This window comes from Nitrospirillum pindoramense (assembly GCF_007827955.1).
Classification (GTDB): Bacteria; Pseudomonadota; Alphaproteobacteria; order Azospirillales; family Azospirillaceae; genus Nitrospirillum; species Nitrospirillum amazonense_B.
Genome location: NZ_VITR01000002.1, coordinates 345,165 through 369,131, shown reverse-complemented (window position 1 = coordinate 369,131; position 23,967 = coordinate 345,165). Strand labels below are relative to the sequence as shown.

Genomic DNA, 23,967 nt, shown 5'->3' with positions numbered 1-23,967 from the left:
GAGAGGGCGGGGGCGCCGCGTTGCGCCATCGCCATGTAAGGGGAGAACGGGGCATGCGTAACCGGGTGATCATGGGCGCCGCCGTTGGCTGCCTGTCCTTGGGGGGCTGCGTCATCAATGCCGATGACAGCGGCCATCACTATGACATGCCGCGCACCGCCACGACCGTATGCCGGCGCGAGGTCGATCACGTGTACGACGATTATTACAAGATCGCCTTCGACCTGCCGGTTCTGTCCACCGAGGCGGACGGCCGCCAGACCGTGGTCCAGCCCTTCACCCTGATGCCCCGCCGCGACATCACCGCCGCCGCCGGCCGCCATGTCATGCGCTGTGTCGTCAAGGATACGGCCCTGATCTCGGTCAGCGAGGATCGGTGAGGCTTCGTTGCCGGCCTGGGCCCGCGCCGAGCAAGGTCAAGGCCAAGCCGGCGACCAAGGCGACGTAGCCCCATCCCATGTGGGGCGGGCTGTACCGGAAGACCACCTCCGACTGGCCGGCGGGTAAGGCCAGTTTCTGGAACAGCGGGCCGTCTGTCGCCACCGCCTGTTCCCGGCCGTTCACCGTGGCCGTCCAGCCCGGCATGAACAGTTCCAGCCGGGTCAGGCTGGATGGCGCGGCGCAGTCCGCGGTCAGCCGCTCCCGCGTGGTCGGCGTCAGTTGGCATCCATCCGCATTGAAGTATGGCCGGGGGTCTGTGAGGGCGTCGATCTGCATCACCTCATCGCGGAAGACGGGTCCACCGCCGTCGGCTGGCGCCGCCGCCGCCGCCGCCAGGGCAAGGGCGAGGTGGGGTTCCATGCCCCCGACCGGGGTGCCGTTCAGGGTGAGGGTTCGCCCCGTATCGGCGGCCATCGTCCACATGGCCAGGCCAAAACGCTTGTGTCCGCCCACCCGGCGAATCTCCAGCGTCAGGGGCATGTCGCCCGCCAGTGGGACGGTGCCGGACAGTGGGATCAGGACGTAGCCGCCCCCCACGATATCCGACAATCCGCGCCCGCCCTCCGCGCAGGTGCCGCCGCCGCACAGGCGCAGCGTCAGGCGGCCGTCGGCGGCGCCGTTCTTCAGGGAACGGACAGTCAGTCCCACGGCGGCCACCTGATCGCGCTTGGCATCGAATGGCGCCCGGCCAGCATCCGCCGGCAGGGTCAGGATGGCCGCGTCCCCGTCAGCCAGGACCAGGGGGCGCTGCTCCTGGTCGCTCATCCCGGAAGGCCGCCAATCGAAGGGGCCCTGGCCCGGTACGGAAACAACATAGCGAACGCCCACATCGCGGTAGGCGTCCATATCGCGCCGCACATTCTCCACCGCGCTGGCTCCGGCGGCCGAGCGGCGATCCCGTCCGTCGAAAGCAATGGATTGCGTGTTGTCGTCCAACCGATGGATGACGTGGTCCACCCAGGCGGCCGGCAGGGGCAGGTCGTTGTGGTTGATGCCGGCAATGCCGTAATAGGCGCCATAGTTGGGTTGGACGGGGCCCACGGTGTAAAAGCGCTGCAGGCCCAGATGGCTTTGCAGAAAGGCGATGCCGTCTTCCCGGAGGACGCCGGCGCGCGGATAGAACACGGTGGGTATCAGCAGCAGCAGCACCGCCTCCGCCACCGCCAGGCCACCCAGCCAGCGGGCGCGACGATGGCCGTCCAGGGTGGGCCGGCGCAGCACGGCGGCCATGCCGCCCAGGACCAGGACGGCCACGACCAGCGAACCCCACAGCCAGGGCCCACGGTAGGGCTTCAGCGCCAGCAGCGGGGCGGCAAGGCCCAAGGCCAGGGCCGCGAAGGCCATCACCGCAGTGATACCAAGCCACTGCCGGCGGGTCGGCTTGGCCGCGCCCGCCACATCCTGGCAGCCCAGCCCCGCGAGGATGGCCAGGGCGAAGGCCACCGACGGGGCGAAATAGCGAAAGAACATGGCCCAGCCGACGCCCGGGATGGCGGTCACCACGGCGTTGACCAATGGCAGGCCATAAATGGCGCCGGTAACGATGGCGACCCACGCGGCCAAGGCCAGGCGCAGGGGACGCAGGTGGCCTCCGACGGCGCCGATCGCCCCCAAGGTGAGCAGGCCGATGCCGGTATAGCCACCAACCGCCCCCCAAAAGCCGAAGCTCTCCGCCGTGCCGGGGTCGCTCAGCCGGCCCAGGCCGTAGGGCAGGATCAGCGTGATCAGGCGGGCGGCGGAGAGATGCACATGGCGGAAGCCGCCATCGCTGTGATCGCCCAGGTTGGCGTGTGGCAGATAACCCAGGAAAGCGATCAGGATGGGGGCCGCGACCAGCAGGCCGCCGAGGGCGCCCAGCGCCACCCGCGCGAGATAGGCCAGGCGCTGGCGCCCGGCAAGGCCGGCCAGCCGTGCCAGTGTCCAGACGGCTATCAGCAGGCCGTTGAAATAGGCGACTTCGGGAAAGCCGGCATAGAGGGACAAGGCCAGCCCCAGGATGATCCAGGACCAACCGCCCCGCCCGCCCGCCTGGACACGGCTTCGCACGGTTTCCACACCCAGAAGGATCATGGGCAGGAAGCAGATGGGGTTGACGACGGCGTTGGCCAGCCAGGCGTAGGTGCCGTTGAACTCGAACAGCAGGGCCGCGACGGCCGATGCCATCGGCGCCAGGCCCAGCCGCCGCAGCAACAACCAGGTGAACAGGCCGGCCAGGATCTGCAGGCTGATGTGCATGTAGAGCTGGCCGTTGGGCAGGGCCAGCAGCAAGGTTGGCGGGAACAGGGCGGCGGATTGCATGTCACCGGCCAACGGCATGCCGACGCCGGAATAGGGATTCCACCAGGGAATGGTGCCCGACAACCAGTCCAGCGCCGCGCGGTGGCCCAAGGCTTGGCTGGTATAGGCGATGTTGGGGTCCAGCGTGGCCAGGCTGCGCCTGAGGACGTTGGCGGCGATGCCGCTTTCCAGGAAGCGGGCATCGGCCAGCCGCCAGCCCAGGATCAGGTGCAGTTTGGCCAGGATGGGGGCGAGGATGACGAGGAGCAGCCCCCGGCCGCCGGTGGTGCTTGATGTCATCAGTGCCATCACGGCGTCGCAGGAGCGCGGCGGTTACGGCCGAAGGGCAGCGCGCTGGCCGCCGCCAGGGCAAGCCCGGCAAGGAAGGCGGCATAGCCCCAGGCGATGTGCGGCGGCTGGTATTGGAAGCGCACCTCCGACCGGCCGGCGGGCAGGTCAACCGTCTGGAACAGCGGGCCCTCCCGGCCAACTGGCCGCGACGCCCCGTTCACGGTCGCGGTCCAGCCCGGCATGAACAGTTCCAGGCGCGTCAGTGTGGCCGGGGCGGGGCAGTCGGCGGCAACGCTGTCGCGGCTGATGGGGGCCAGCTGGCATCCCTCCGCCGTGAAATAGGGCCGGGCGCCTGGCAGTTCGACGATGTCCATGATGCCGTCGCTGGCTGCGGGGGAATCGAAACGCAGGGTCACCTGGGGTTGCCGCTCGGGTGCCGGTGTGGTCCATAGCCCCACTGGGGAATGGCCGCCGACCTTGCGGAAGGTGATGGTCAGGGGGCCGGCGAAAGGCACTGGGGCGTCAAGGGGAATGGACAGGTACTGGTTGTCGACCGCCGTGGCCAGGTCCCGCCGACCCTCGGCGCAACGGTCGGCGGCGCAGAGGCGCACGGCCAGCGTGCCGGTGCTTGTCCCCAGATATGTCGCTACCAGGACGCCGACCGATCGCACCTCGCGGTCGGCGTTCATCGACGGGTCAGGCGGCAGGGTCAGGCTGGCGCTGTCTCCGTCCTCCAAGCGCAAAACCTCGGTCCGATGGATGGCCGTGCCCGGGGGCCTCCAATCGAAGGGGCTTTGGCCGGTGGGCGCCACCAGGTACTTCACGCCCAAGGCCCGATAGGCGTCCAGATTGGCGCGCAGGTTCTCCGCGGCGGTTGGTCCCGACGGTACCTTGCGATCCTGGCCATCGAAGGCCGACTCGATGGTGTTGTCGTCCAGATGATCGTGGACGTAATTCACCCAGGTCGCCGGCAAGGGCAGGTCGTTGTGGTTGATGCCCGCGATGCCGTAATAGGCGCTGTAGTTGGGTTGGATGGGCCCCAGGGTATAGAAGCGTTGCAGGCCCAGGTTCTTTTGCAGGAACTCTATGCCCGCGGTCTGTAGCTGCCCGCCCTTGGGATAATAGCGCAGGGGCAGCACGAACAGGACCACGGCTTCAGCCACGGCCACCGTGCCCAGAACCAATGCCCGGGTGCGGTCGCTGATGAAGGTGGCGCCGCCCAACTCGCGGATGCCCAGCATCACCACCACGGCGTAGATCAGGGATTTGGCCAGGATGGGCGTGAGGGGAGCGTTCATATACAGCATCCGGGACAGCCACAGCGCCGCCGCCAAGCAGGTCCACCCCACTGCCCAGCCGACCCAATAGGTGCGGTTCGGCCGCCGTTCCGTCCCACACTCCACCAAGTCCTGGCAGGCCAAGCCGGCCAACACGGCCAGCGCGAAGGAGATCGAGGCGCTGAAGTAGCGGTAGAACATCGCGTCGCCGACGGCCGGGATGGCGGTGAGCAAGAACACCGTCGCGTGCTGGCCATAGATCGCGGTCGTCACCACCAGGCACCAGCCGGCCAGTGTCAGCCGCAAGCTGCGCAACCAGGGGCGCCAGACCGCCATCACGGCGGCGACCACCAGGACCAGGCCGGTATACCCGCCAACGCTGCCCCAGAACACCACGTCCTCGGGGGTCTTGGATTCGCCCGCCTCGCCCAGGGCATAGGGCAGGAACAGGGTCAGCCCCCGTTGGATGTTGAGATGCGACTGGCGAAAGACGCCCGTGGCATGGTTGCCCAGATAGGCGTCGCCCATATAGACCAGGAAGGCGATCAGGATGGGGGCGGCCAGCAGCAGGCCGGCGACCGCGCCGGCGGCGACACGCGCGAGGTACGCCACGGAATGGCCCCGCAGGTCCGCCAGCCGCGCCAGGGTCCAGGCGGCGACCAGCAGACCGTTGAAATAGGCGACCTCGGGAAAACCGGCATAAAGCGACAGCGCCAAACCGCCGGCGATCCATCCCCACCCGCCCGGGCGGCCGGCCAGCGCGCGGGCCCGCGCCTCTTCCACCCCCAGCAGCACCATGGGCAGGAAGGGGATGGGGTTGATGACGGCGTTGGCCAGCCAACCGAAGGTGCCGTTGAATTCGAACAGCAGGCCGGCCACCGTGGCCCCCAGCATCGCAACCCCCAGGCGGCGCATCAGCAGCCAGGTGAACACCCCCGCCGTGATCTGCAGGCTGATGTGCATGTACAGCTGCCCATTGGGCAGGGCCAGCAACAGGGTGGGCGGGAACAGGGCGGCCGACTGCATGTCGCCGGCCAGCGGCATGCCGATGCCGGAATAGGGGTTCCACCACGGGATGTGGCCGGACAGCCAGTCCAGGGCGGCGCGGTGGCCCAGCGCGTGGCTGGTATAGGCGATGTTGGGGTCCAGGGTCGACAAGCCCCCGCGGACCACACCGGTGGCCAGCCAGCCTTCGATGAAGCGGGCATCCGCCAGGCGCCAGCCCAGGATCAGGCCGAGCTTCGCCAGGATGGGGGTGGCGATGAGCAGGGCGATTGCGCGGAAGCTGGCGGAACGCCACAGAGCGGGGCGGGACCGCGCGCCGGCGGGCTGTGGCGGCAGGGGGGGCGTCAAGCTATTCGGCAAGGCTTCCATCACGGCGCTGAAGAGGCGAGGGTAACGCTTCCTCATCGGCTATGGCGGACACTTTTTCAATCGCCCAGTGCCGTTGATGCCGCCCTTGCAGGCCAAGAAAAACGCCGCGGCGGGCGAACCGTCGCGGCGTTTGTCATCGTGGGCCTTATCGGCTGGCGTCAGGCGGCGCGGGCCACCATCAGCTTCTTGATCTCGGCGATGGCCTTCGCCGGGTTCAGGCCCTTGGGGCAGGTCTGGGTGCAGTTCATGATGGTGTGGCAGCGGTACAGCCGGAAGGGATCTTCCAGGTTGTCCAGGCGCTCACCCGTCATTTCGTCGCGGCTGTCGGCGATCCAGCGGTAGGCCTGCAGCAGGATGGCCGGGCCCAGGTACTTGTCGCCGTTCCACCAATAGCTGGGGCAGCTGGTGGAGCAGCAGAAGCACAGGATGCACTCATAGAGGCCGTCCAGCTTCTCACGCTCCTCCGGGCTCTGCAGCCGCTCACGCGACGGCGCCGGGCTCTGGCTCTGCAGCCAGGGTTTGATGGAGGTGTACTGGGCGTAGATCGTGTTCAGGTCCGGCACCAGATCCTTCACCACCGGCATGTGCGGCAGCGGGTAGATCTTGACGTCGCCCTTCACGTCCTCGATGGCCTTCAGGCAGGCCAGCGTGTTGCGCCCGTCGATGTTCATGGCGCAAGAGCCGCAGATGCCCTCGCGGCACGACCGGCGGAAGGTCAGCGTGCTGTCGATGTCGTTCTTAATGTGGATCAGGGCGTCCAGCACCATGGGACCGCACTTGTCGAGATCGATCTCGTAGCGGTCCTCGGTGGGGTTGCTGCCCTTGTCCGGGTCATAGCGATAGATGCGGAAGGTCTTGGCCCGCTTGGTGGCGGACGTCTTCACCGACGTGGTCTTGCCGGCGTGAACCTTGGAATTGGCGGGAAGGGAGAACTCGGCCATGGCATCGGGTCCGTTCGGCTAAGGCGTCAGTAGACGCGCTTCTTGGGCGGGATGACGTCAATGTCACCGGTCAGGGTGTACATGTGGACGGGGCGGTCACCCAGGGTGACGGTGCCCTTCTCATCCACCCAGGACGTGGTGTGCTTCATCCACTCGTGGTCGTCGCGCTCGGGGAAGTCCTCGCGGGCATGGGCGCCGCGGCTTTCCTTGCGGTTGGCCGCCGAATTGATGGTGACCACGGCCTGGCGCATCAGGTTGTCCAGCTCCAGCGCTTCCACCAGGTCGGAGTTCCAGATCAGCGAGCGGTCGCTGACGGCGATGTCGTCGCGCTTGGCCCACACGCCCTTCATCAGCTCCACGCCTTCCTCCAGCACCTCGCCGGTGCGGAAGACGGCGCAGTTGTTCTGCATGATCTTCTGCATTTCCAGGCGCAGGTGGGCGACGCGGGTGCCGCCCCTGGCGTTGCGCACCTTGTCCAGGTGGGCCAGCGCCTTGTCGGTCACGTCCTGCGACAGCGTCTTGTGCGCGGCACCCTTCTTCACCGTCTCGGCGGCGCGGTTGGCGGCGGCGCGGCCGAACACCACCAGGTCCAGCAGCGAGTTGGAGCCCAGGCGGTTGGCGCCGTGCACCGACACGCAGGCCGCCTCGCCGATGGCCATCAGGCCCGGGACCACCTGGTCCGGGTTCTCGGCCGTCGGGTTGATGACCTCGCCATGATAGTTGGTCGGGATGCCACCCATGTTGTAGTGCACGGTCGGCAGCACGGGGATGGGCTCCCGCGTCACGTCCACGTTGGCGAAGACCTTGGCGGTCTCGGCGATGCCGGGCAGGCGCTCGTGGATGATGGCCGGGTCCAGATGCTCCAGGTGCAGGTGGATGTGGTCCTTGTGCTCACCCACGCCGCGACCCTCGCGGATTTCCACGGTCATGGAGCGGCTGACCACGTCGCGGCTGGCCAGGTCCTTGGCCGACGGGGCGTAGCGCTCCATGAAGCGCTCGCCCTGGCTGTTGGTCAGGTAGCCGCCTTCACCGCGCACACCCTCGGTGATCAGACAGCCGGAGCCGTAGATGCCGGTGGGGTGGAACTGCACGAACTCCATGTCCTGCAGGGGCAGGCCGGCGCGCAGCACCATGCCGCCGCCGTCGCCGGTGGAGGTGTGGGCCGAGGTGCAGCTGAAGTAGGCGCGGCCGTAGCCGCCGGTGGCCAGCACCGTCTGATGGCCACGGAAGCGGTGGATGGTGCCGTCGTCCAGGTTCCAGGCCAGGACGCCCTTGCACTCGCCATCTTCCATCAGCAGGTCCAGGGCGAAGTATTCCACGAAGAACTCGGCTTCGTGCTTCAGGCTCTGCTGATACAGGGTGTGCAGGATGGCGTGGCCGGTGCGGTCGGCGGCGGCGCAGGTGCGCCTGGCCTGGCCTTCGCCATAGCGGGTGGTCATGCCGCCGAAGGCGCGCTGGTAGATCTTGCCTTCCGGGGTGCGCGAGAAGGGCACGCCGTAGTGCTCCAGCTCGATGATGGCCGGGACGGCCTCACGCACCATGTACTCGATGGCGTCCTGGTCGCCCAGCCAGTCCGACCCCTTCACGGTGTCGTACATATGGTAGCGCCAGTCGTCCTCGCCCATGTTGCCGAGTGCTGCGGAAATGCCGCCCTGCGCCGCCACGGTGTGGCTGCGGGTGGGGAACACCTTGGTGATGCAGGCCGTCTTCAGGCCCTTTTCGGCCATGCCGAAGGTCGCGCGCAGACCGGCGCCGCCGGCGCCGACGACGACGACGTCGTACTGATGGTCGATGATGGGGTAGGCGTTAGCCATGACAGTCCTTCCTCACGCCCCGAAGGCGATCTTGAGCACGGCGAAGACGCTCGCGGCGGCCAGCAGGATGGCGGCGCCGTTGGTCAGCCCGATGGCGACCAGACGCGCCAGCTTGCCGTGGATGTAGTCTTCATAGACTTCCCGCATGCCGTAGGCGGCATGGTGGAAGGTGGCGATCAGGGTGACCAGCAGCAGGACGGCATGCACCGGCTGGTGCAGCCAGGCGATGGCGTCCGCGTGTTCCGCCTTGGCCAGGCGGACGACGGAAACCAGGAACCAGACGGTCAGCGGGGTCAGCAGCGCCGCGACCATGCGATAGGCCAGCCAATGGGCGCCGCCGCTTTTGGCGGAGCCAAGGCCGCGCACGCGGCCGAGGCGCGTGCGGAAGCCGTTGTCGGACGTAGAAGCCATGGAATGCGCGCTCCCGTCAGAGGGCGAAAGCGGCGATCCAGACGATCGCCGTGAGAACGAAGGACGCGCCGAACACCAAGGCGGAGTTGCGCTGCGCGCTCGCGGTATTTACGCCGACGCCGGCGTCCCAGATCAGGTGCTGGATGCCTTTCAGCAGGTGGTAGCCGAAGGCCCAGGTCCAGCCCAGCAGGCAGAGCAGGCCAATGGGGCTGCCCAGCACGCGCTGCGCCGTGTCGAAGTCGTCCGGGCCGCTGGCGGCGGCGACCAGCCACCAGGTCAGCACCAGGGTGCCGACGGCCAGGGCGATGCCGGTGAAGCGGTGCGTGATCGACGACACGGCCGGCAGGGGTAGGCGATAGACCTGGAGGTGGGGCGACAGCGGCCGTGCCTTTTTGGCCACGCTGGTCTCGCTCATGATTCGCGCGTCCTCGTCCTTTTGGATTATCAGGTGCCGGTGCCGCACCGGCCACGTGGCGCCCCCGACATGCGGGTCGGGACGCCGGCCGAATTGTTGCACCGCCGGGGGCGGATAGGATGTGAAGTCAATTACGCCCCTGCCTCCGGTCCGTCAACGCTCTGTCTGGGGACGACTTTTTGGGAATGCAAGGGGGTGGCGCATAGGTGCGTGATTTTTTTGGCATGGCTGGGGACGCCCCGTCGCCAGGGGCTTCCTCGATCGGACCTGGGGCCGGACTGGGACCGGACCTGGGCCGCGTTGCGGCGCAGCATCGGGGCCGGTACAGTCCGACCGTCAACGCCCCGGCTGTCCGAAAGTTTCCGTCTTGCCCGCCAACGACTTGTGCCGCCTGCTGGAAGAGCTGTGCCTGACGGCCTGGCCCGCCCTGAAGACCATTCATGACGATGGCTGGCTGCTGCGCTTCGCCCAGGGGCATACCGGCCGGTCCAACTCCGTCACCTGCCTGGCGCCCGGCGTGCTGCCGCTGGCCGAAAAGGTGGACCGGGTGGAGGCGGCCTACATCCGCGAAGGCCTGCCCCCGCGTTTCCGCATCACCCCGCTGGCGCCCGCCGGGCTGGCGGCCGAACTGGACCGGCGCGGCTATCTGCGGCAGGAGGAGAATCTGGTGCAGGCGGCCGCCATCCCGCCGGACCTGGTGCCAACAGTGGATGGCCTGGATTGGCGGGTGGAAACGGCGCCGGCCGGCGACCTGCTGGCTAGCTATGCCCAGGCGTTGCCGCTGCCGGTGGGGGAGGTGGGCCCGATGCGCCGCCTTCTGGACGCCATCGCCGTCCCCACCCTTTATGTCAGCGCCTGGGAAGGCGACAGCTATGCCGCCAGCGCCCTTGGAGTCGCGGATCGCGGCTGGCTGGGTATCTACAAGGTGCTGGTGGCGCCGGAGCAGCGTGGCCGGGGCCTGTCGCGCCGGCTGCTGACCCGCTTGCTGGCGGCGGGGGCGGAGGCGGGTGCCACGCGAGCCTATCTCCAGGTGGGGGGCGGCAACCACCCGGCCCTGGCGACATACGCCCGGGCCGGGTTCCAAACCATTTATCACTACCAGTATCGGCAGACGCATTAGTTGTGTCATTGATAAGGCGAACGCCCAAAAGTAGATTGCCAGTGCGGCAACCTATCGGATTTGGGGGGCGCGCTTGGGCATGGGGATCATCAGAACCGCCATTGCGGGAATGGTTTTGTTCCTGCAAGGACCAGTCCCGGCGTGGGCGGGTGGCTCGCCCATGGGTTCGACCATAGAGATTATTGAAACCCAGCTTTACAGGGCCGATCCGGCGGGGCGCGGTGGGCTGGTGGAGCTCACCGATTGTGACGACCGATTCTCCCAGCAGATATGTGGCGCAGGGGGGCGAACTGGAGGCGCGGGAGGTGGAGGACAGCGGTTCCCTGCCACCCAGGCCACGCACACGCGGAAATGCGCCGGCCATCCTGCCGGACCAGCGCGCGCAGATTATGGAGGCGGTGGCATGGGTGACCGGTGGCACGGGGCTGGAGCATCACATCGGGTCTTTTCCTGGGGCGATTTTTATATCCAGTGCATGAAGGCGGATGAGCCCAAGATGTATTGTGAGGTGGTGTCCGCTGACATCAACCCCAACCTGAAGTCCGTGCTGACGCCCGCCGCCGGGCGGCGATTGCAGGAATTGGGCTTCCTGGAACCGGGCTATTCCAAGAACTACGTCGGGTGGTTCAGGCTGAACGACGGCAAGCCCGAGAACTGGGCCTGGTCGACGATGCAGGCGGCGCTGACGGCCTTCGGTGGCTACGCCATCCAGCCGGTGACCGTGGAGCGCCGCTCCATGAAAGGGGAAACCTGAGCGACCCGACTTAGGAGGAGGGCGGATTCCCGCTGGCCGCTGTCCCGATTGCCGCCGCCAGCGTGACCAGCCGGTGGGCCTCCGCCACATGCAGGGCCTCCACCAGGCGGCCGTCCACCAGCACGACGGCCTTGCCCTGGGCCATGGCCTCGGCATGGGCGGCGATGATGCGGCGGGCGCGGTCCAGGGACGCCGCGTCGGGGGCGAAGGCGGCGTTGGCGGCCGCCAGCTGCCTGGGATGGATCAGGGTCTTGCCGTCGAAGCCCAGTTCCACCCCCTGGCGGCAACTGGCGTCCAGGCCCGCCGCGTCGTCCAGGTCCAGATGCACGCCATCCAGGATCGCCAGGTTGTGGGCACGGGCCGCCAGCAGACATAGGCCCAGGGCCGTGATCATGGGCAGGCGCAGGGGTGTGTGATGGGCGTGCAGTTCCTTGGCCAGGTCCGAGGTGCCCAGCACCAGGCCGGCCAGCCGGGGGGAGGCGGCGGCGATCTCCTTGGCGTTCAGCATGCCCAGCGCCGTTTCCATCATGACCCACAGGGCAAGCTCCCGAGGCGCGCCATGGGCTGCCAGCAGCCGGTCGGCCTGTCGCACCGCCTCATCCGACTCCACCTTGGGGATCAGTACCCCATGGGCCCCCGATCGGGCGGCGGCCGACAGGTCGGCATGGCCCCAGGGCGTGTCCAGGCCGTTGGTGCGGATCAGCACCTCGCGCCGGCCGAAGCCACCGGCGGCGACGGCGGCCAGCACTTGCGCGCGGGCCTGCTCCTTGGCGTCCGGCGCCACCGCGTCCTCCAGGTCCAGGATCAGCACGTCGGCGTCCAGCTCCCTGGCCTTTTCCAGCGCGCGGGCGTTGGATCCGGGCATGTACAGGGCGGAGCGGCGGGGGCGGACGGATGCGGGCATGGCGGCGGCTCACAAAAAGAAAGGGCGGGGGCGATAGTGTGACGGCGGCGACGGCTGGTCGCCATCCCCGCGTGGTAACAGGGTTCGCGTCCCTATGTCCCGTGTCTTGCGGCTTGCCGACAGGCCGCCGCGGGGCTACCCCTAGGACAGGCCGCCGCCCCTTCCCGCAAGGGCGCGGTCCATTGCCACGAGGAGCCGTTCCCCGATGCCGTCGCGCACCCGCCGTCCTTCCCCTTTTTCTCCCCTCTACGCGGCGGCCCTGCTTTGCCTGACCGCCGGTGTCGCCGTGGCCCAGGTGGCCCCGCCGCCGCAAGGAACCGGGCAAACCGACGGCGCGCCTGGCGCCGGCGAGTCGGTGACCGCCAACCAGCCCCTGCTGCGCGATCCGCGCCTGGTGGGCAATGCCAAGGCGCCGCCGCGCGACGTGGAATGCGTGGTGGGCGTAGGCAGCCCCTGCGCCGGGCGGCTGGACTTCAACGACGGTCGCAGTTTCGGCTTCAAGATCAGCGGCCCGGGCGAGGCGCTGTTCCACAACACCGGCAACCGTCGCTGCACCCTGGAATACATCCTGACCGACAGCACGGTGGCCACGGCCGGCCGCACCATGGACCTGGCGGCCGGCGCGTCCACGACCCTCAAGGTGCGCGACGCCCAGGGCATGCATGTCCGCCTGTCGGCGCGCGGCATGGCCTCCCCCGTCTGTGAAATGGAAGTGGCCGCCAAGCAACCCTGAACTAGTGCAGATCGCCCAAAGGTGGAATCGCCTTTGGGCGTGAAGCTGCTCGCGGGACAGACTCAGCGAGAGCTGGCTGCGTCTGGTTTTACGCAACCAGCTCTTAGTCGTTGGGCACATGAAAAAGGGCGCCAGCCTGGTGAAGGCGGCGCCCTTTTTTGTCAGCCGGCGGGGCCGAGGCTCATACGTGCGGTATTTGATCGTGACCGCTCAAATACCCCCTCAGTCGTCGGGCGCCAGCATCCGCTGGCTTGGCCTCTCCTCGATTTCCAGTTCGCCTTCGGCTCCCCGAAAATCTCCGGCGCCCGCAGTCGCGGGCTACATCGGCACGCGTTATCTCTCGTGCCGCTGGTGCTACTTCTTGGCCAGGTGATCCTTGATCAGGCGTTCGGCGATCTGCACGGCGTTCAGCGCGGCGCCCTTGCGCAGGTTGTCGGAGACGACCCACAGGTTCAGGCCGTTTTCCACGGTGAAGTCCTCGCGCAGGCGGCTGACGAACACTAGGTCATCGCCGGCGGCCTCGACGGGGGTGACATAGCCTTCGTCGGCCTGGTGGTCGATCAGCGACACGCCCTTGGCCCGCCGCAGGGCGGCGCGGGCCTCGTCGGCGCTGATGGGGTTCTCGAACTCCACGTTGATCGCCTCGGAATGGGCGATGAACACCGGCACGCGCACGCAGGTGGCCGTCACCTTGATGGACGGGTCCAGGATCTTCTTGGTCTCCACCGTCATCTTCCACTCTTCCTTGGTGGTGCCGTCGTCCATGAAGACGTCGATGTGGGGGATGACGTTGAAGGCGATCTGCTTGGTGAACTGCTTCTTCTCGACAGGGTCGTTCACATAGATGGCGCGGGTCTGGGTGAACAGCTCGTCCATCGCTTCCTTGCCGGCGCCCGACACGGACTGATAGGTCGACACCACCACGCGGCGGATGCGGGCCAGGTCGTGCAGCGGCTTCAGCGCCACCACCATCTGGATGGTGGAGCAGTTGGGGTTGGCGATGATGCCCTTCTTCTTGTAGCCGGCGATGGCCTCGGGGTTCACCTCCGGCACCACCAGGGGCACGTCCGGATCCATGCGGAAGTGGCTGGTGTTGTCGATGACCACGGCGCCGGCGGCGGCGGCCTTGGGGGCGAACTGGGCCGACACCTTGGCGCCGGCCGAGGACAGCACGATGTCGGTGCCGGTGAAATCGAACTTGGCCAGGTCCTGCACCCGCAAGTCATCGTCGCCGAAGCTGATCTCCGACCCGATGGACCGTTCGGACGCCAGGGCCACGACCTCGCTCACCGGGAATTCCCGTTCCGCCAGGATCTGCAGCATCTCGCGCCCGACATTGCCCGTGGCGCCCACGACGGCGACTTTATAGCCCATGGTCATGCTCCTCATATCTCTGGCGGGGATCCCCAGGGGCCGCCGCTTGCGGGGGCGGGGGCCGCTCTGGTCTAATTCGGCGGAGACTTAAGACGGGCAGGCGGGCTTTGCAAGCGCGCAGGCGTCAGTGCCGCCCCGCGAGCGGGCTGACCACGGGCGCCGGCGGCCGGGACGGGAAGGAAATGCCATGACGGTGCATGAACCACGCATCACCACTTATGAGGCGTTCTGGCCCTTTTACCTGGGGGAACACGCCCTGCCGGCCACGCGGGCCTGGCACTTCGTCGGGACCGGCTTGGTTCTCTTGGCGCTGGCGGCCGGGGTGGCCACCCGCGACTGGCGCTTTTTCGCCGCCGCCCCCGTCTGCGGTTACTTCTTCGCCTGGGTCAGCCACTTTTTCGTGGAGCACAACCGCCCCGCCACCTTCACCTATCCGCTATGGTCGCTGGTCAGCGACTTCCGCATGTTCTTCCTGTTCGTGGCCGGCCGACTGGGCCCCGAACTGCGCCGTCACGGCATCGGCCGCTGACGACCGTCCCACCATCCAGGCCAGCCACCAAAGGATAAGCCGCCTTGGCCCAAATCGTCGAAACCATCGCCCAGTCCATCAAGCGGGCCGACAAGACCTTCTTCAACGAGAACTATGTCAAGCAGGCTCAGGCCGTGGTCGATGGCCTGCGCAAGGCCGGTTTCGAGATCGTCCCGGTGAAGCCACCGGAAGTCCTGGTGGAATACGCTATCGAGAACATACCGTTCGGCCGGTTGCGCCCGTCAGAGTTGATCAGGGCGCTCTATGGAACAATGGTAGAGAATTGCCGAAAGTTCGTTTCCTGATTTGGTAAGTTTATTTCAGTTTTTGTCAGATTCTTTTGCCGAATACAGGATTGAATCCCCTTCTAAAAACTCCGTTTGGGGTGCAACAATGCGGTAACGCACCGGCTGATCGGGGCGATGGTGGTAAGTCGGGTGGCTAATCCGCATGCATCCTGAACGGCAGTACCAGGAAAACTTCGAATGGCGGCGCGTCGCCCCCGCTGAGGTCATGGAAGCGGCCCGCAAGCACGAGCGGTTGATCGAGGGGCGCATTGGCGGCGCCCGCTTCGCCTTCGTGCTGCATGACCTTCGGGGCGCCGTTCTTTCGACCCTGAACCTTACCGACGCCGATCTGACCGGCAGCCGCCTGGATCAGGCCCAACTGGTGGGGACGCGGCTGCGCAGCGCCTCCCTCTTCGCCTGTGATTTCCGCTTGGCCTGCCTGCGCCAGGCCGACCTGTCCAAGTCGGATCTCCGCGGCGTCAGCATGCGCGGCGCCGACCTGACCAAGGCGCGCATGCGCGAGGCCGACGTGCGCGAGGCTGTGCTGGCCGTCTATCGCGGCGGCAAACCCTTGCCCGAAACCTTCGATGGCCGCATTCCTGACCTGACCTCCGCCATCGCCGTCGGCACCGATCTGTCCGACAGTCGCCTGAACGGTGCCTGGACGCTGAACGCGGACTTCAGCGACGCCAACCTCACGGGCGTGGATTTGCGCGGCGCCGATTTGCGCGGCGCCGTGTTCAAGGGGGCCAACCTTCAGGGCGCCAACCTGTCGGAAACCAAGCTGAGCGGCACCACCTTCGCCGGCGCCGTGTTGACCGACGCCATCTTCAACGACGCCCTGCTGCAGGATGCCAATTTCCGGGGCGCCATCATGGAAACCGGCTTGATCGGCCGCCTGCGTGGCAAGGGCGCCGTCCTGCCGGGCGAGGGGGAAGAGGGCGCGCGCCCGGTGATGGATATTGTGGAGGATCACGCTACCTGGGTCGCCGCCGCCGGGCGATCCGGTACCCGGGCCGACCTGTCGGGCCGTGACCTCACCGCGCTCAACCTCTCAGGCCGCAACCTGACGGCCGCCAAGATGGCTTATGCCATGGCCCGGCGCCTGGTGCTGACGGGGGCGTCCCTGGTCATGGCCGACCTGGAATGCACAGACCTGCAGGACGCGGTGCTGGTGGGCGTGGATGGCCGCGGCGCCAATTTCGAGCGCGCCCACCTCAACGGCGCCGACTTGCAGGATGCCAACCTGGGCCTGTTGGAAAGCGCCGAACAGCCGGACCGCAAATGGCCAGCACGGTTCACGCGGGCCCGCCTGCGGGGCGCCAACCTGCGCGGCGCCAACCTGCGCGGCGCGGTGTTGCGTGAGGCTGACCTGACCGGTGCCGACCTGCGCGACGCCCAGGTGGAGGGGATCGTGCTGGACGGCGCCATCACCGCCCAGGTCCGGTCGAAGTAGCGTCGGCGGAATGCACGAAAAGGAAAAGGCCTGGAGCCGGCGTGGCTCCAGGCCTTTCCTTTTTGCGGTAAGGCGTGGGCCTCAGCCCACCAGCTTGTCCAGCTCGCGCAGGATGCTGTCGCCCATCACGGAGGTGGAGCAGCGTGCCATGCCCGGGGACATGATGTCGGCCGTGCGCATGCCGCCCTTCAGGACGTTCTGCACCGCCTTGTCCAGCAGGTCGGCTTCCTCGCTCCGGTCGAAGGAATAGCGCAGCGCCATGCCGAAGCTCAGGAGCGAGGCGATGGGGTTGGCGACGTCGCGGCCGGCGATGTCGGGGGCGGAGCCGTGCACCGGCTCATACAGCGCCTTGCGGCGGCCATTGGCGTCGGCGGCGCCCAGCGAGGCCGACGGCAGCATGCCGATGGAACCGGTCAGCATGGCGGCCTCGTCCGACAGGATGTCGCCGAACAGGTTGTCGGTGACGATGACGTCGAACTGCTTGGGATTGCGCACCAGCTGCATGGCGGCGGCGTCGGCCAGCATGTGGCTCAGTTCCACATCCTTGTATTCCGCCGCGTGCAGGGCCGTGACGTCCTGGTTCCACAGCAGGCCCGACTCCATGACGTTGCGCTTCTCGCAGGAGCAGACCTTGTTGCCGCGCTTGCGCGCCAGCTCGAAGGCGACGCGGGCCACGCGCTGGATTTCCGGGGTGGTGTAGACCTGGGTGTTGACGCCGCGGCGGATGCCGTTGCCCAGGTCCTCGATGCCGCGCGGCTCACCGAAATAGACGCCGCCCGTCAGTTCGCGGACGATCATGATGTCCAGGCCGCGCACCACCTCGGGCTTCAGGGTCGAGGCGTCGACCAGGGCGTCGAACACCACGGCCGGGCGCAGGTTGGCGAACAGCTCCATCTCCTTGCGCAGACGCAGCAGGCCGGCCTCGGGCCGCTTGTCGAAGCTGACGCCGTCCCACTTCGGGCCACCCACGGCGCCCAGCAGCACGGCGTCGGCGGCCAGCGCCTGGGCCATGGTCTCGTCGGACAGGGGCACGCCGTAGGCGTCGATGGCGCAACCGCCCACCAGGCCTTCCGACACGGTGAACTCCAGATCACGGCGCCGGGCCATCCAGTCGATGACGCGGCGGACCTGGCGCATGACTTCCGGCCCGATACCGTCGCCCGGCAGCATGAGAAGAGAGTAAGCGGCCATGGATGAACCCTTTTTGTCGGATGGTGCGGCGCCGCCACGGCTGCCGGCTTCCCGTCCCCGGGAAGGCCCAGCCGGGCGTGCGGCCTAGCGGCTGCTGGTTAGCGAAAATATCGGGTGGGCCTGCATCCTGCAAACCCCCCGTTGGGCCGGGACCCGCGCCAAAGGCGCGCGTCCCTGGGCCGTCACAGCGAAATCACCGGCGAGGGCAGGGGCCCCCTCCGGGACGGTCAACCGGTCAGCGGGCCCAGCGCCAGGGCTGGCCCGTCTGCTGCTGCGCCTCGAACGCGTCGATGGCGCTGACCTGCTGCAGGGTCAGGCCGATGTCGTCCAGGCCGTTCAGCAGGCAATGGCGGCGGAACGGCTCCACATCGAAGCCGACGCTTTCACCGTCCGGGGTGGTGATGGTCTGCTTCTCCAGATCTACGGTGAAGGTGGCGTTGGCGCCCTTGGACGCCTCGTCCATCAGGCGGTCCACCACCTCTTGCGGCAGGGCGATGGGCAGGATGCCGTTCTTGAAGCAGTTGTTGAAGAAGATGTCGGCGAAGCTGGGGGCGATGACGCAGCGGATGCCGTAATCCAGCAGGGCCCAGGGCGCATGCTCCCGCGAGGAGCCGCAGCCGAAATTGTCGCCCGCCACCAGGATGCTGGCCTTGCGGTAGGCCGTCTGGTTCAGGATGAAGTCCGCCCGGTCGCTGCCGTCCTCGTTGAAACGGAGGGAGGAGAACAGCCCGCTGCCCAAGCCGGTGCGCTTGATGGTCTTCAGATACCGCGCCGGGATGATCATGTCCGTGTCGATGTTCTGGATCGGCAGGGGGGCGGCGACGCCGGTCAGGATGGTGAACTTGTCCATGGGCTCTCGTCCGGTGACTGTAAAACGGGTGACGCTGCCCCTTTCTGCCACAAGGCGGATCGGGCCAACAACCATCCGCGATGATACGTCAACGCGCGACTGACCCCACCGAAACGCAAGGGAAGTACGGTAACGGGTCAATTGGCGCACTTATATTGCGCCGTGGCATCGATGCACTGGGCCCGCTTCCGACCATCGCATGGGCGGCGCAAGGGTGCGTTGAGGCCGCGTCTGTTGTTGGCGGCGAACCGTTTCGATATGAGGAACCGCCCGTTTCCCAGCACTGCGGTGGCCGCCCCATGACTGAAGGTCCCTTGTCCGTCTACCGCGCCCGGCGCGGCACCGGCACGTTGAAGGACGACCCCGCGCAGGAACTGGCGGCGGAAAAGCTGCAAAGCCTTTACCAGGCGCTGAAGGACTACCGTCCGGCCCAGGGCCAGTCCGGCTGGCGCGCCCGTTTCGGCTTGGCGCGGCGGCCCGATCCGGCGCCGCAGGGCCTGTACATCTACGGTGATGTGGGGCGGGGCAAGTCCATGCTGATGGACCTGTTCTATGAGACGGCGCCGGTGCTGCGCCGCCGCCGCGTCCATTTCCACGCCTTCATGCAGGAGGTGCATCAGTCGCTGCACGCCCTGCGGCAGCGTCCGGACCTGCGCAAGAGCGGGGCCGACGAGTCGCTGCCCGAATTGGCGCGCACCATCGCCGACCAGGCCTGGCTGCTGTGCTTCGACGAATTCCATGTCACCGACATCGCCGACGCCATGATCCTGGGCCGGCTGTTCACCCACCTGTTCGAGCTGGGCGTGGTGGTGGTGGCGACCAGCAACTGGGCGCCCGACGACTTGTACAAGAACGGCCTGCAGCGCGACCTGTTCCTGCCCTTCATCGCCCTGCTGAAGGAAAAGCTGGACGTCTTGCACCTGGAAGGGGCCCGCGACTATCGCCTGGCCCGCATCCGGGGGCGCCAGGTCTACTTCGACCCGCTGGGGCCGGCGGCCACGGCGGCGCTGGAAAAGACCTTCACCGAGCTGACGGACACCCAGCCCACCGCCACCCACCTGATGGTGCAGGGGCGCACGCTGCCGGTGCCGCGCCAGGCCAAGGGTGTGGCCTGGTTCACCTTTGACGAACTGTGCCGCCAGCCCCTGGGGGCGGGCGACTATCTGGCCATCGCCACGCATTATCACACCGTGCTGCTGGACGGCGTGCCCATGCTGGACCCCAGCCTGCGTAACGAGGCCAAGCGCCTGATGACCTTCATCGACGCGCTGTATGAGCACAAGGTGCACCTGATCATGGCGGCGGAGGCGGCGCCGGGCCAGCTCTACCCCGAGGGCCAGCACGCGTTCGAGTTCCAGCGCACCGTCAGCCGCCTCATGGAAATGCAGGCGGAGGATTATCTGGCGGCGGGGCATCTCACGTAACGGGGTGCCCCGTTGGCGTGGTGCCCGTTGGCGCGCTGCCCCCTCGGGCGCGCTGACGGTTCCCCCGCCGACATGTTAATGTGCCCCGATCCTGTGACCCAGCCGGAGGGGCCCTTGCCGCCGTCCACGCCGACCATCGATTACGAGACCGCCAAGACGGTGGCCGCCGGTGGCGATGTCGCGGCGCGCGTGGCATTGGCCAACAGCCCCGACACACGGCCCGAACTGCTCTATTACCTGGCGGATGACGATGACGAGCGGGTGCGCGGCGCCGTCGTGACCAACGCCATGACACCGGTGCGCGCCTTCGGCCGCCTGGCGCGCGACCCCAGCGAGCGGGTGCGGGCCCTGCTGGCGGACAAGCTGACCCGCCTGTTGCCCGACCTGTCCCGTCCCGAGGTGGGGGCCATGCGCGACGTTGCCTTCGCCGCGCTGGAATTGCTGGCCGCCGATCAGGTCATCCGTGTGCGCACCGCCTTGTCCAGCGCCCTGGCCGATGTGGAATGCGCCCCGCCCAAGCTGGCGGTGACCCTGGCCCGCGACGTGGCCCAGGATGTGGCGGGGCCGGTGCTGCGCTGGTGCATGGCCCTGTCGGATGAGGAACTGCTGGACATCCTGTCCCGCCGGCCCGAGCCCTGGGTGGTGGAGGCGGTGGCCGGGCGGCGCACCGTGTCCCAGCCCGTGGGCGACGCCGTGGTGGCGATGGGCGATCACCAGTCCTGGGCCACCCTGGCCGGCAACCCCGGCGCCGACCTGTCGCCCAAGGCCCGCCGCCTGCTGGCGGAGCGGGGCCACATGCCCATCGGCGGGGTCGCGGCCGGCGATGGCGCCGAAGAGGTACCTGATCCGAATGCTCCCGCTGGTGCCCCTGGGGTGCCGCCGGCGGGCCCGGCGGAAGTGTCGCAACGCCTGGCCGATGCGGTGCAGGACGCCATCCGGGAGGGCCTGGCGGGGCAGGGGCTGGACCGGGAGGGGGTGGAGGCTGTGGTGGCCGCGGCCACCCGCCGGTTGGATTGGGCGGCGGGCTACGCCAAGCGCGAGGGTGCCGCGGAGAAGGCGGCGCGCCTGGCGGCCGGCGGCGGCCTAAACGAGGATGTGGTGTGCGACGCCCTCAGCTGGGGCGACCGCGACTTCGCCCAGGAGGCGGTGGCGCTGCTGGCCCGCGTGCCGGCGGACGCCGTGCGCCGCATCCTGGCGACGCAAAGCCCCAAGGCGGTGACGGCGCTGGCCTGGCGGGCGGGCTTCTCCATGCGGGGCGCCCGCACCCTGCAGGCCCGGGGCGCCGGCATCGCGCCGCGCAAGCTGCTGAACGCCCGGCTGGGAACGGACTATCCCATGACCGATGTCGAGATGCACTGGCACCTGGAACTGTTCGACATTCGGCCCAAGTGAGGCTTTTCGCTGCTGGGGCCCGCCAGGGACTGGAGATCGTGCGCCCGCCCCTCGGTTCCGGGCCATACCTTTTGCCGGAAGCCTGCCATGGCGGCGGCGCGCGCCTGCGGCTGCAAGGGGCGCCTTGCCCGGCGCGCGGATTCAGGCTAAGCAGCCCGCCGCGGGCTCCCTCGTTCCTCGGGCCCCGAAGGCCGGGCGCCCTGGCGCCTGGGACCCCGCACGGCGACTTTCCGGGACCTTGCCCGATGCCTTTCCGTCATTGGCCGGGCGTGGTCCCCGTAGTTTCGTGACGCCTTTTCATTCAACCCGAAGTTCGAGGAACCCAACCATGGCACGCAAGAAGATCGCGCTGGTCGGCGCCGGCCAGATCGGCGGCACCCTGGCCCTGTTGGCCGGCCTGAAGGAGCTTGGCGACATCGTCCTGTTCGACATCCCTGATTTCGAGGGTGTCGCCAAGGGCAAGGCGCTGGACATCGCCGAAGCCGCCCCCGTGGAAGGGTTCGACAGCGCCCTGACCGGTGCCTCCGACTATGCCGACATCGCCGGCGCCGACGTGGTGATCGTCACCGCCGGCGTGCCGCGCAAGCCGGGCATGAGCCGTGACGACCTGGTCGGCATCAACGCCAAGGTGATCAAGAGCGTCGGCGCGGGCATCAAGGAACACGCCCCGAACGCCTTCGTCATCGTCATCACCAACCCGCTGGACGCCATGGTCGGCCTGATGCAGCAGGTCACCGGCTTCGACCCGGCCAAGGTGGTCGGCATGGCCGGCGTGCTGGACAGCGCCCGCTTCCGCCACTTCCTGGCGGACGAGTTCAAGGTCTCGGTCGAGGACGTCACCGCTTTCGTGCTGGGCGGCCACGGCGACACCATGGTCCCCTCCGTCCGCTACTCCACCGTTGCCGGCATCCCGCTGCCCGACCTGGTGAAGATGGGCTGGACCACGCAGGAGAAGCTGGACCAGATCGTGCAGCGCACCCGTGACGGTGGCGCCGAGATCGTCGGCCTGCTGAAGACCGGTTCCGCCTTCTACGCCCCGGCCGCCTCCGCCATCGCCATGGCCGAGAGCTTCCTGAAGGACAAGAAGCGCGTGCTGCCCTGCGCCGCCAAGCTGACCGGCCAGTACGGCGTGGACGGCCTTTACATCGGCGTGCCGGTGATCATCGGCGCCGGCGGCGTCGAGAAGATCATCGAGATCGAGCTGAACGCCGAGGAAAAGGCCAACTTCGAGAAGTCCGTTGCCGCCGTGCAGCAGCTGGTCGAAGTGACCGCCAAGGTCGCCGGCTGATCGTTCGGGTTCCGGTATGACGTTCTGAATGGCCCCGTCCGCCCCGCGCAGGCGGGGCCATTTGGCAAAGAGATACCGGAATAGCGTTCAAAGCCACCCTTCCGTCACTTACGCGGTTGATCGCCCCGGCATTGCTCTCTACAGTGCCCGCGGCGCGGGGTTGGCCCCGCGATCGGCCGCAAACTTTGCGAGGCCGTTTCCCAACCGGAAGCGGGCGATCCCCGAATGAATATTCATGAATACCAGGCCAAGGGCCTGCTGAAGAAATACGGCGTCGCGGTACCCCGCGGCGGCGTTGCCTACACCCCCGAAGAGGCCAAGACCGTGGCCACGGACCTGGGCGGCCCGGTTTGGGTCGTGAAGTCCCAGATCCACGCCGGCGGCCGTGGCGCCGGGCGGTTCAAGGAGAACCCCGAGGGCAAGGGCGGCGTCCGCGTTGTGAAGTCGATCGACGACGTCGTGTCCAACGCCAAGGAAATGCTGGGCCACACGCTGGTGACCAAGCAGACCGGTCCGGAAGGCAAGGAGGTCAAGCGCCTCTATGTCGAGGAAGGCTGCGACATCAAGCGCGAGCTGTACCTGTCCCTGCTGCTGGACCGCGCCACCTCCCGCGTCACCGTGATCGCCTCGACCGAGGGCGGCATGGAAATCGAGGAAGTGGCCCACAGCCACCCCGAGAAGATCGTCAAGATCGCCATCGACCCGGTCAGCGGCCTGCAGGGCTACCACGCCCGCCAGATCGCCTTCGGCCTGAAGCTGGAAGGCAAGCAGGTCGGCGCCGCGGTGAAGTTCCTGTCCGCCATGTACAAGGCGTTCGTGGAGCTGGACGCCTCGCAGGTCGAGATCAACCCGCTGGTCGTGACCGGCGCCGGTGAGATCATCGCCCTCGACGCCAAGATGAACTTCGACGACAACGCCCTCTACCGTCACAAGGACATCGAAGAGCTCCGTGACGAGAGCGAGGAAGAGGCGTCGGAGACCGAGGCCACGAAGCACGGCCTGAACTATGTGAAGCTGGATGGCAACATCGGCTGCATGGTCAACGGTGCCGGCCTGGCCATGGCCACCATGGACATCATCAAGTTGTACGGCGGCGAGCCGGCCAACTTCCTGGACGTGGGCGGCGGCGCCACCCGTGAGCGCGTGACCACCGCGTTCAAGCTCATCCTGTCCGATCCGAATGTCGAAGGCATTCTGGTCAACATCTTCGGCGGCATCATGCGCTGCGACGTCATCGCCGAGGGCGTGGTGGCGGCGGCCCGTGAGGTCAGCCTGCACGTTCCGCTGGTCGTCCGTCTGGAAGGCACCAACGTCGAGCTGGGCAAGAAGATCCTGGCCGAGTCCGGCCTGCCGATCCTGTCCGCCGACAACCTGGCCGACGCCGCTGAAAAGATCGTCAAGGCCGTGAAGGAGGCCGCGTAATC

The 23,967-nt window shown here is 67.8% G+C and carries 21 protein-coding genes; 11 read left to right on the top strand and 10 right to left on the bottom strand.

Annotated elements, in window-relative coordinates; translation table 11 throughout:
* Positions 1-53: 53 nt before the first annotated feature.
* Positions 54-380 carry a hypothetical protein gene (locus FBZ90_RS04280; protein WP_145729782.1) on the top strand — a complete coding sequence of 109 codons (327 nt, stop codon included), beginning with the start codon at positions 54-56 and terminating at the stop codon, positions 378-380.
* Here FBZ90_RS04280 and FBZ90_RS04275 read toward each other — a convergent pair.
* The 6 genes from FBZ90_RS04275 to sdhC form a co-directional block, all read right to left on the bottom strand.
* Positions 364-3,018: a glycosyltransferase family protein gene (locus FBZ90_RS04275; RefSeq protein WP_145729781.1), complete on the bottom strand. Its 2,655-nt coding sequence runs from the start codon at positions 3,016-3,018 to the stop codon at positions 364-366. The genes FBZ90_RS04280 and FBZ90_RS04275 overlap by 17 nt on opposite strands.
* A gap of 8 nt (positions 3,019-3,026) precedes the next feature.
* On the bottom strand, positions 3,027-5,660 hold the full coding sequence (locus FBZ90_RS04270; protein WP_246130142.1) for a YfhO family protein: 2,634 nt from the start codon (positions 5,658-5,660) through the stop codon (positions 3,027-3,029).
* 158 nt (positions 5,661-5,818) lie between these two features.
* Positions 5,819-6,601: a succinate dehydrogenase iron-sulfur subunit gene (locus FBZ90_RS04265; protein WP_145611292.1), complete on the bottom strand. Its 783-nt coding sequence runs from the start codon at positions 6,599-6,601 to the stop codon at positions 5,819-5,821.
* A 26-nt stretch (positions 6,602-6,627) separates the two neighbouring features.
* A complete protein-coding gene (gene sdhA / locus FBZ90_RS04260; protein WP_145729779.1) occupies positions 6,628-8,415 on the bottom strand; it encodes a succinate dehydrogenase flavoprotein subunit in 1,788 nt (595 codons plus the stop codon).
* Between the two features lie 12 nt (positions 8,416-8,427).
* Positions 8,428-8,826: a succinate dehydrogenase, hydrophobic membrane anchor protein gene (gene sdhD / locus FBZ90_RS04255; protein ID WP_145729778.1), complete on the bottom strand. Its 399-nt coding sequence runs from the start codon at positions 8,824-8,826 to the stop codon at positions 8,428-8,430.
* Between the two features lie 16 nt (positions 8,827-8,842).
* The gene (gene sdhC / locus FBZ90_RS04250; RefSeq protein WP_211101904.1) at positions 8,843-9,241 is read right to left on the bottom strand and encodes a succinate dehydrogenase, cytochrome b556 subunit; all 399 of its coding nucleotides are present in this window, start codon (positions 9,239-9,241) and stop codon (positions 8,843-8,845) included.
* 367 nt (positions 9,242-9,608) lie between these two features.
* On the opposite strand from sdhC, the gene FBZ90_RS04245 reads away from it, so the two are divergent.
* The gene (locus FBZ90_RS04245) at positions 9,609-10,361 is read left to right on the top strand and encodes a GNAT family N-acetyltransferase (RefSeq protein WP_145729777.1); all 753 of its coding nucleotides are present in this window, start codon (positions 9,609-9,611) and stop codon (positions 10,359-10,361) included.
* Positions 10,362-10,857: 496 nt separating this feature from the next.
* Entirely contained in the window at positions 10,858-11,115 is a 258-nt protein-coding gene (locus FBZ90_RS04240; RefSeq protein ID WP_145729776.1) for a hypothetical protein, read from the top strand.
* A gap of 10 nt (positions 11,116-11,125) precedes the next feature.
* On the opposite strand, the gene FBZ90_RS04235 is transcribed toward FBZ90_RS04240, so the two are convergent.
* Entirely contained in the window at positions 11,126-12,019 is an 894-nt protein-coding gene (locus FBZ90_RS04235; RefSeq protein ID WP_145729775.1) for an HpcH/HpaI aldolase/citrate lyase family protein, read from the bottom strand.
* A 205-nt stretch (positions 12,020-12,224) separates the two neighbouring features.
* Between FBZ90_RS04235 and FBZ90_RS04230 the strand changes: the two genes are divergently transcribed.
* Positions 12,225-12,752: a hypothetical protein gene (locus tag FBZ90_RS04230; RefSeq protein ID WP_145729774.1), complete on the top strand. Its 528-nt coding sequence runs from the start codon at positions 12,225-12,227 to the stop codon at positions 12,750-12,752.
* Between the two features lie 354 nt (positions 12,753-13,106).
* On the opposite strand, the gene FBZ90_RS04225 is transcribed toward FBZ90_RS04230, so the two are convergent.
* Positions 13,107-14,126, bottom strand: coding sequence for an aspartate-semialdehyde dehydrogenase (locus FBZ90_RS04225; RefSeq protein ID WP_145729773.1), 1,020 nt, complete (start codon positions 14,124-14,126; stop codon positions 13,107-13,109).
* 187 nt (positions 14,127-14,313) lie between these two features.
* Between FBZ90_RS04225 and FBZ90_RS04220 the strand changes: the two genes are divergently transcribed.
* From FBZ90_RS04220 to FBZ90_RS04210, 3 genes are all read left to right on the top strand, one after another.
* Complete coding sequence (locus FBZ90_RS04220; protein ID WP_145729772.1) at positions 14,314-14,655, top strand: Mpo1-like protein; 342 nt, start codon at positions 14,314-14,316, stop codon at positions 14,653-14,655.
* A 44-nt stretch (positions 14,656-14,699) separates the two neighbouring features.
* Complete coding sequence (locus FBZ90_RS04215; protein WP_145729771.1) at positions 14,700-14,960, top strand: hypothetical protein; 261 nt, start codon at positions 14,700-14,702, stop codon at positions 14,958-14,960.
* A gap of 145 nt (positions 14,961-15,105) precedes the next feature.
* On the top strand, positions 15,106-16,398 hold the full coding sequence (locus tag FBZ90_RS04210) for a pentapeptide repeat-containing protein (protein WP_145729770.1): 1,293 nt from the start codon (positions 15,106-15,108) through the stop codon (positions 16,396-16,398).
* An 81-nt stretch (positions 16,399-16,479) separates the two neighbouring features.
* Here FBZ90_RS04210 and leuB read toward each other — a convergent pair whose 3' ends face one another.
* Together leuB and leuD are read right to left on the bottom strand one after the other, a co-directional pair.
* Positions 16,480-17,589: a 3-isopropylmalate dehydrogenase gene (gene leuB, locus FBZ90_RS04205; RefSeq protein WP_145729769.1), complete on the bottom strand. Its 1,110-nt coding sequence runs from the start codon at positions 17,587-17,589 to the stop codon at positions 16,480-16,482.
* A gap of 235 nt (positions 17,590-17,824) precedes the next feature.
* Complete coding sequence (gene leuD, locus FBZ90_RS04200; protein ID WP_145729768.1) at positions 17,825-18,439, bottom strand: 3-isopropylmalate dehydratase small subunit; 615 nt, start codon at positions 18,437-18,439, stop codon at positions 17,825-17,827.
* A 299-nt stretch (positions 18,440-18,738) separates the two neighbouring features.
* Here leuD and zapE point away from each other — a divergent pair, with 299 nt between their 5' ends.
* The 4 genes from zapE to sucC all read left to right on the top strand — a co-directional run bounded on the left by zapE (position 18,739) and on the right by sucC (position 23,965).
* Positions 18,739-19,863, top strand: coding sequence for a cell division protein ZapE (gene zapE / locus FBZ90_RS04195; RefSeq protein WP_145729767.1), 1,125 nt, complete (start codon positions 18,739-18,741; stop codon positions 19,861-19,863).
* Positions 19,864-19,977: 114 nt separating this feature from the next.
* Entirely contained in the window at positions 19,978-21,255 is a 1,278-nt protein-coding gene (locus tag FBZ90_RS04190; RefSeq protein ID WP_186455599.1) for a DUF2336 domain-containing protein, read from the top strand.
* A 328-nt stretch (positions 21,256-21,583) separates the two neighbouring features.
* Positions 21,584-22,543, top strand: a complete 960-nt coding sequence (mdh, locus tag FBZ90_RS04185) for a malate dehydrogenase (RefSeq protein WP_145729765.1) — start codon at positions 21,584-21,586, stop codon at positions 22,541-22,543.
* Between the two features lie 225 nt (positions 22,544-22,768).
* Positions 22,769-23,965: an ADP-forming succinate--CoA ligase subunit beta gene (gene sucC, locus FBZ90_RS04180; protein WP_145729764.1), complete on the top strand. Its 1,197-nt coding sequence runs from the start codon at positions 22,769-22,771 to the stop codon at positions 23,963-23,965.
* Positions 23,966-23,967 lie beyond the last annotated feature (2 nt).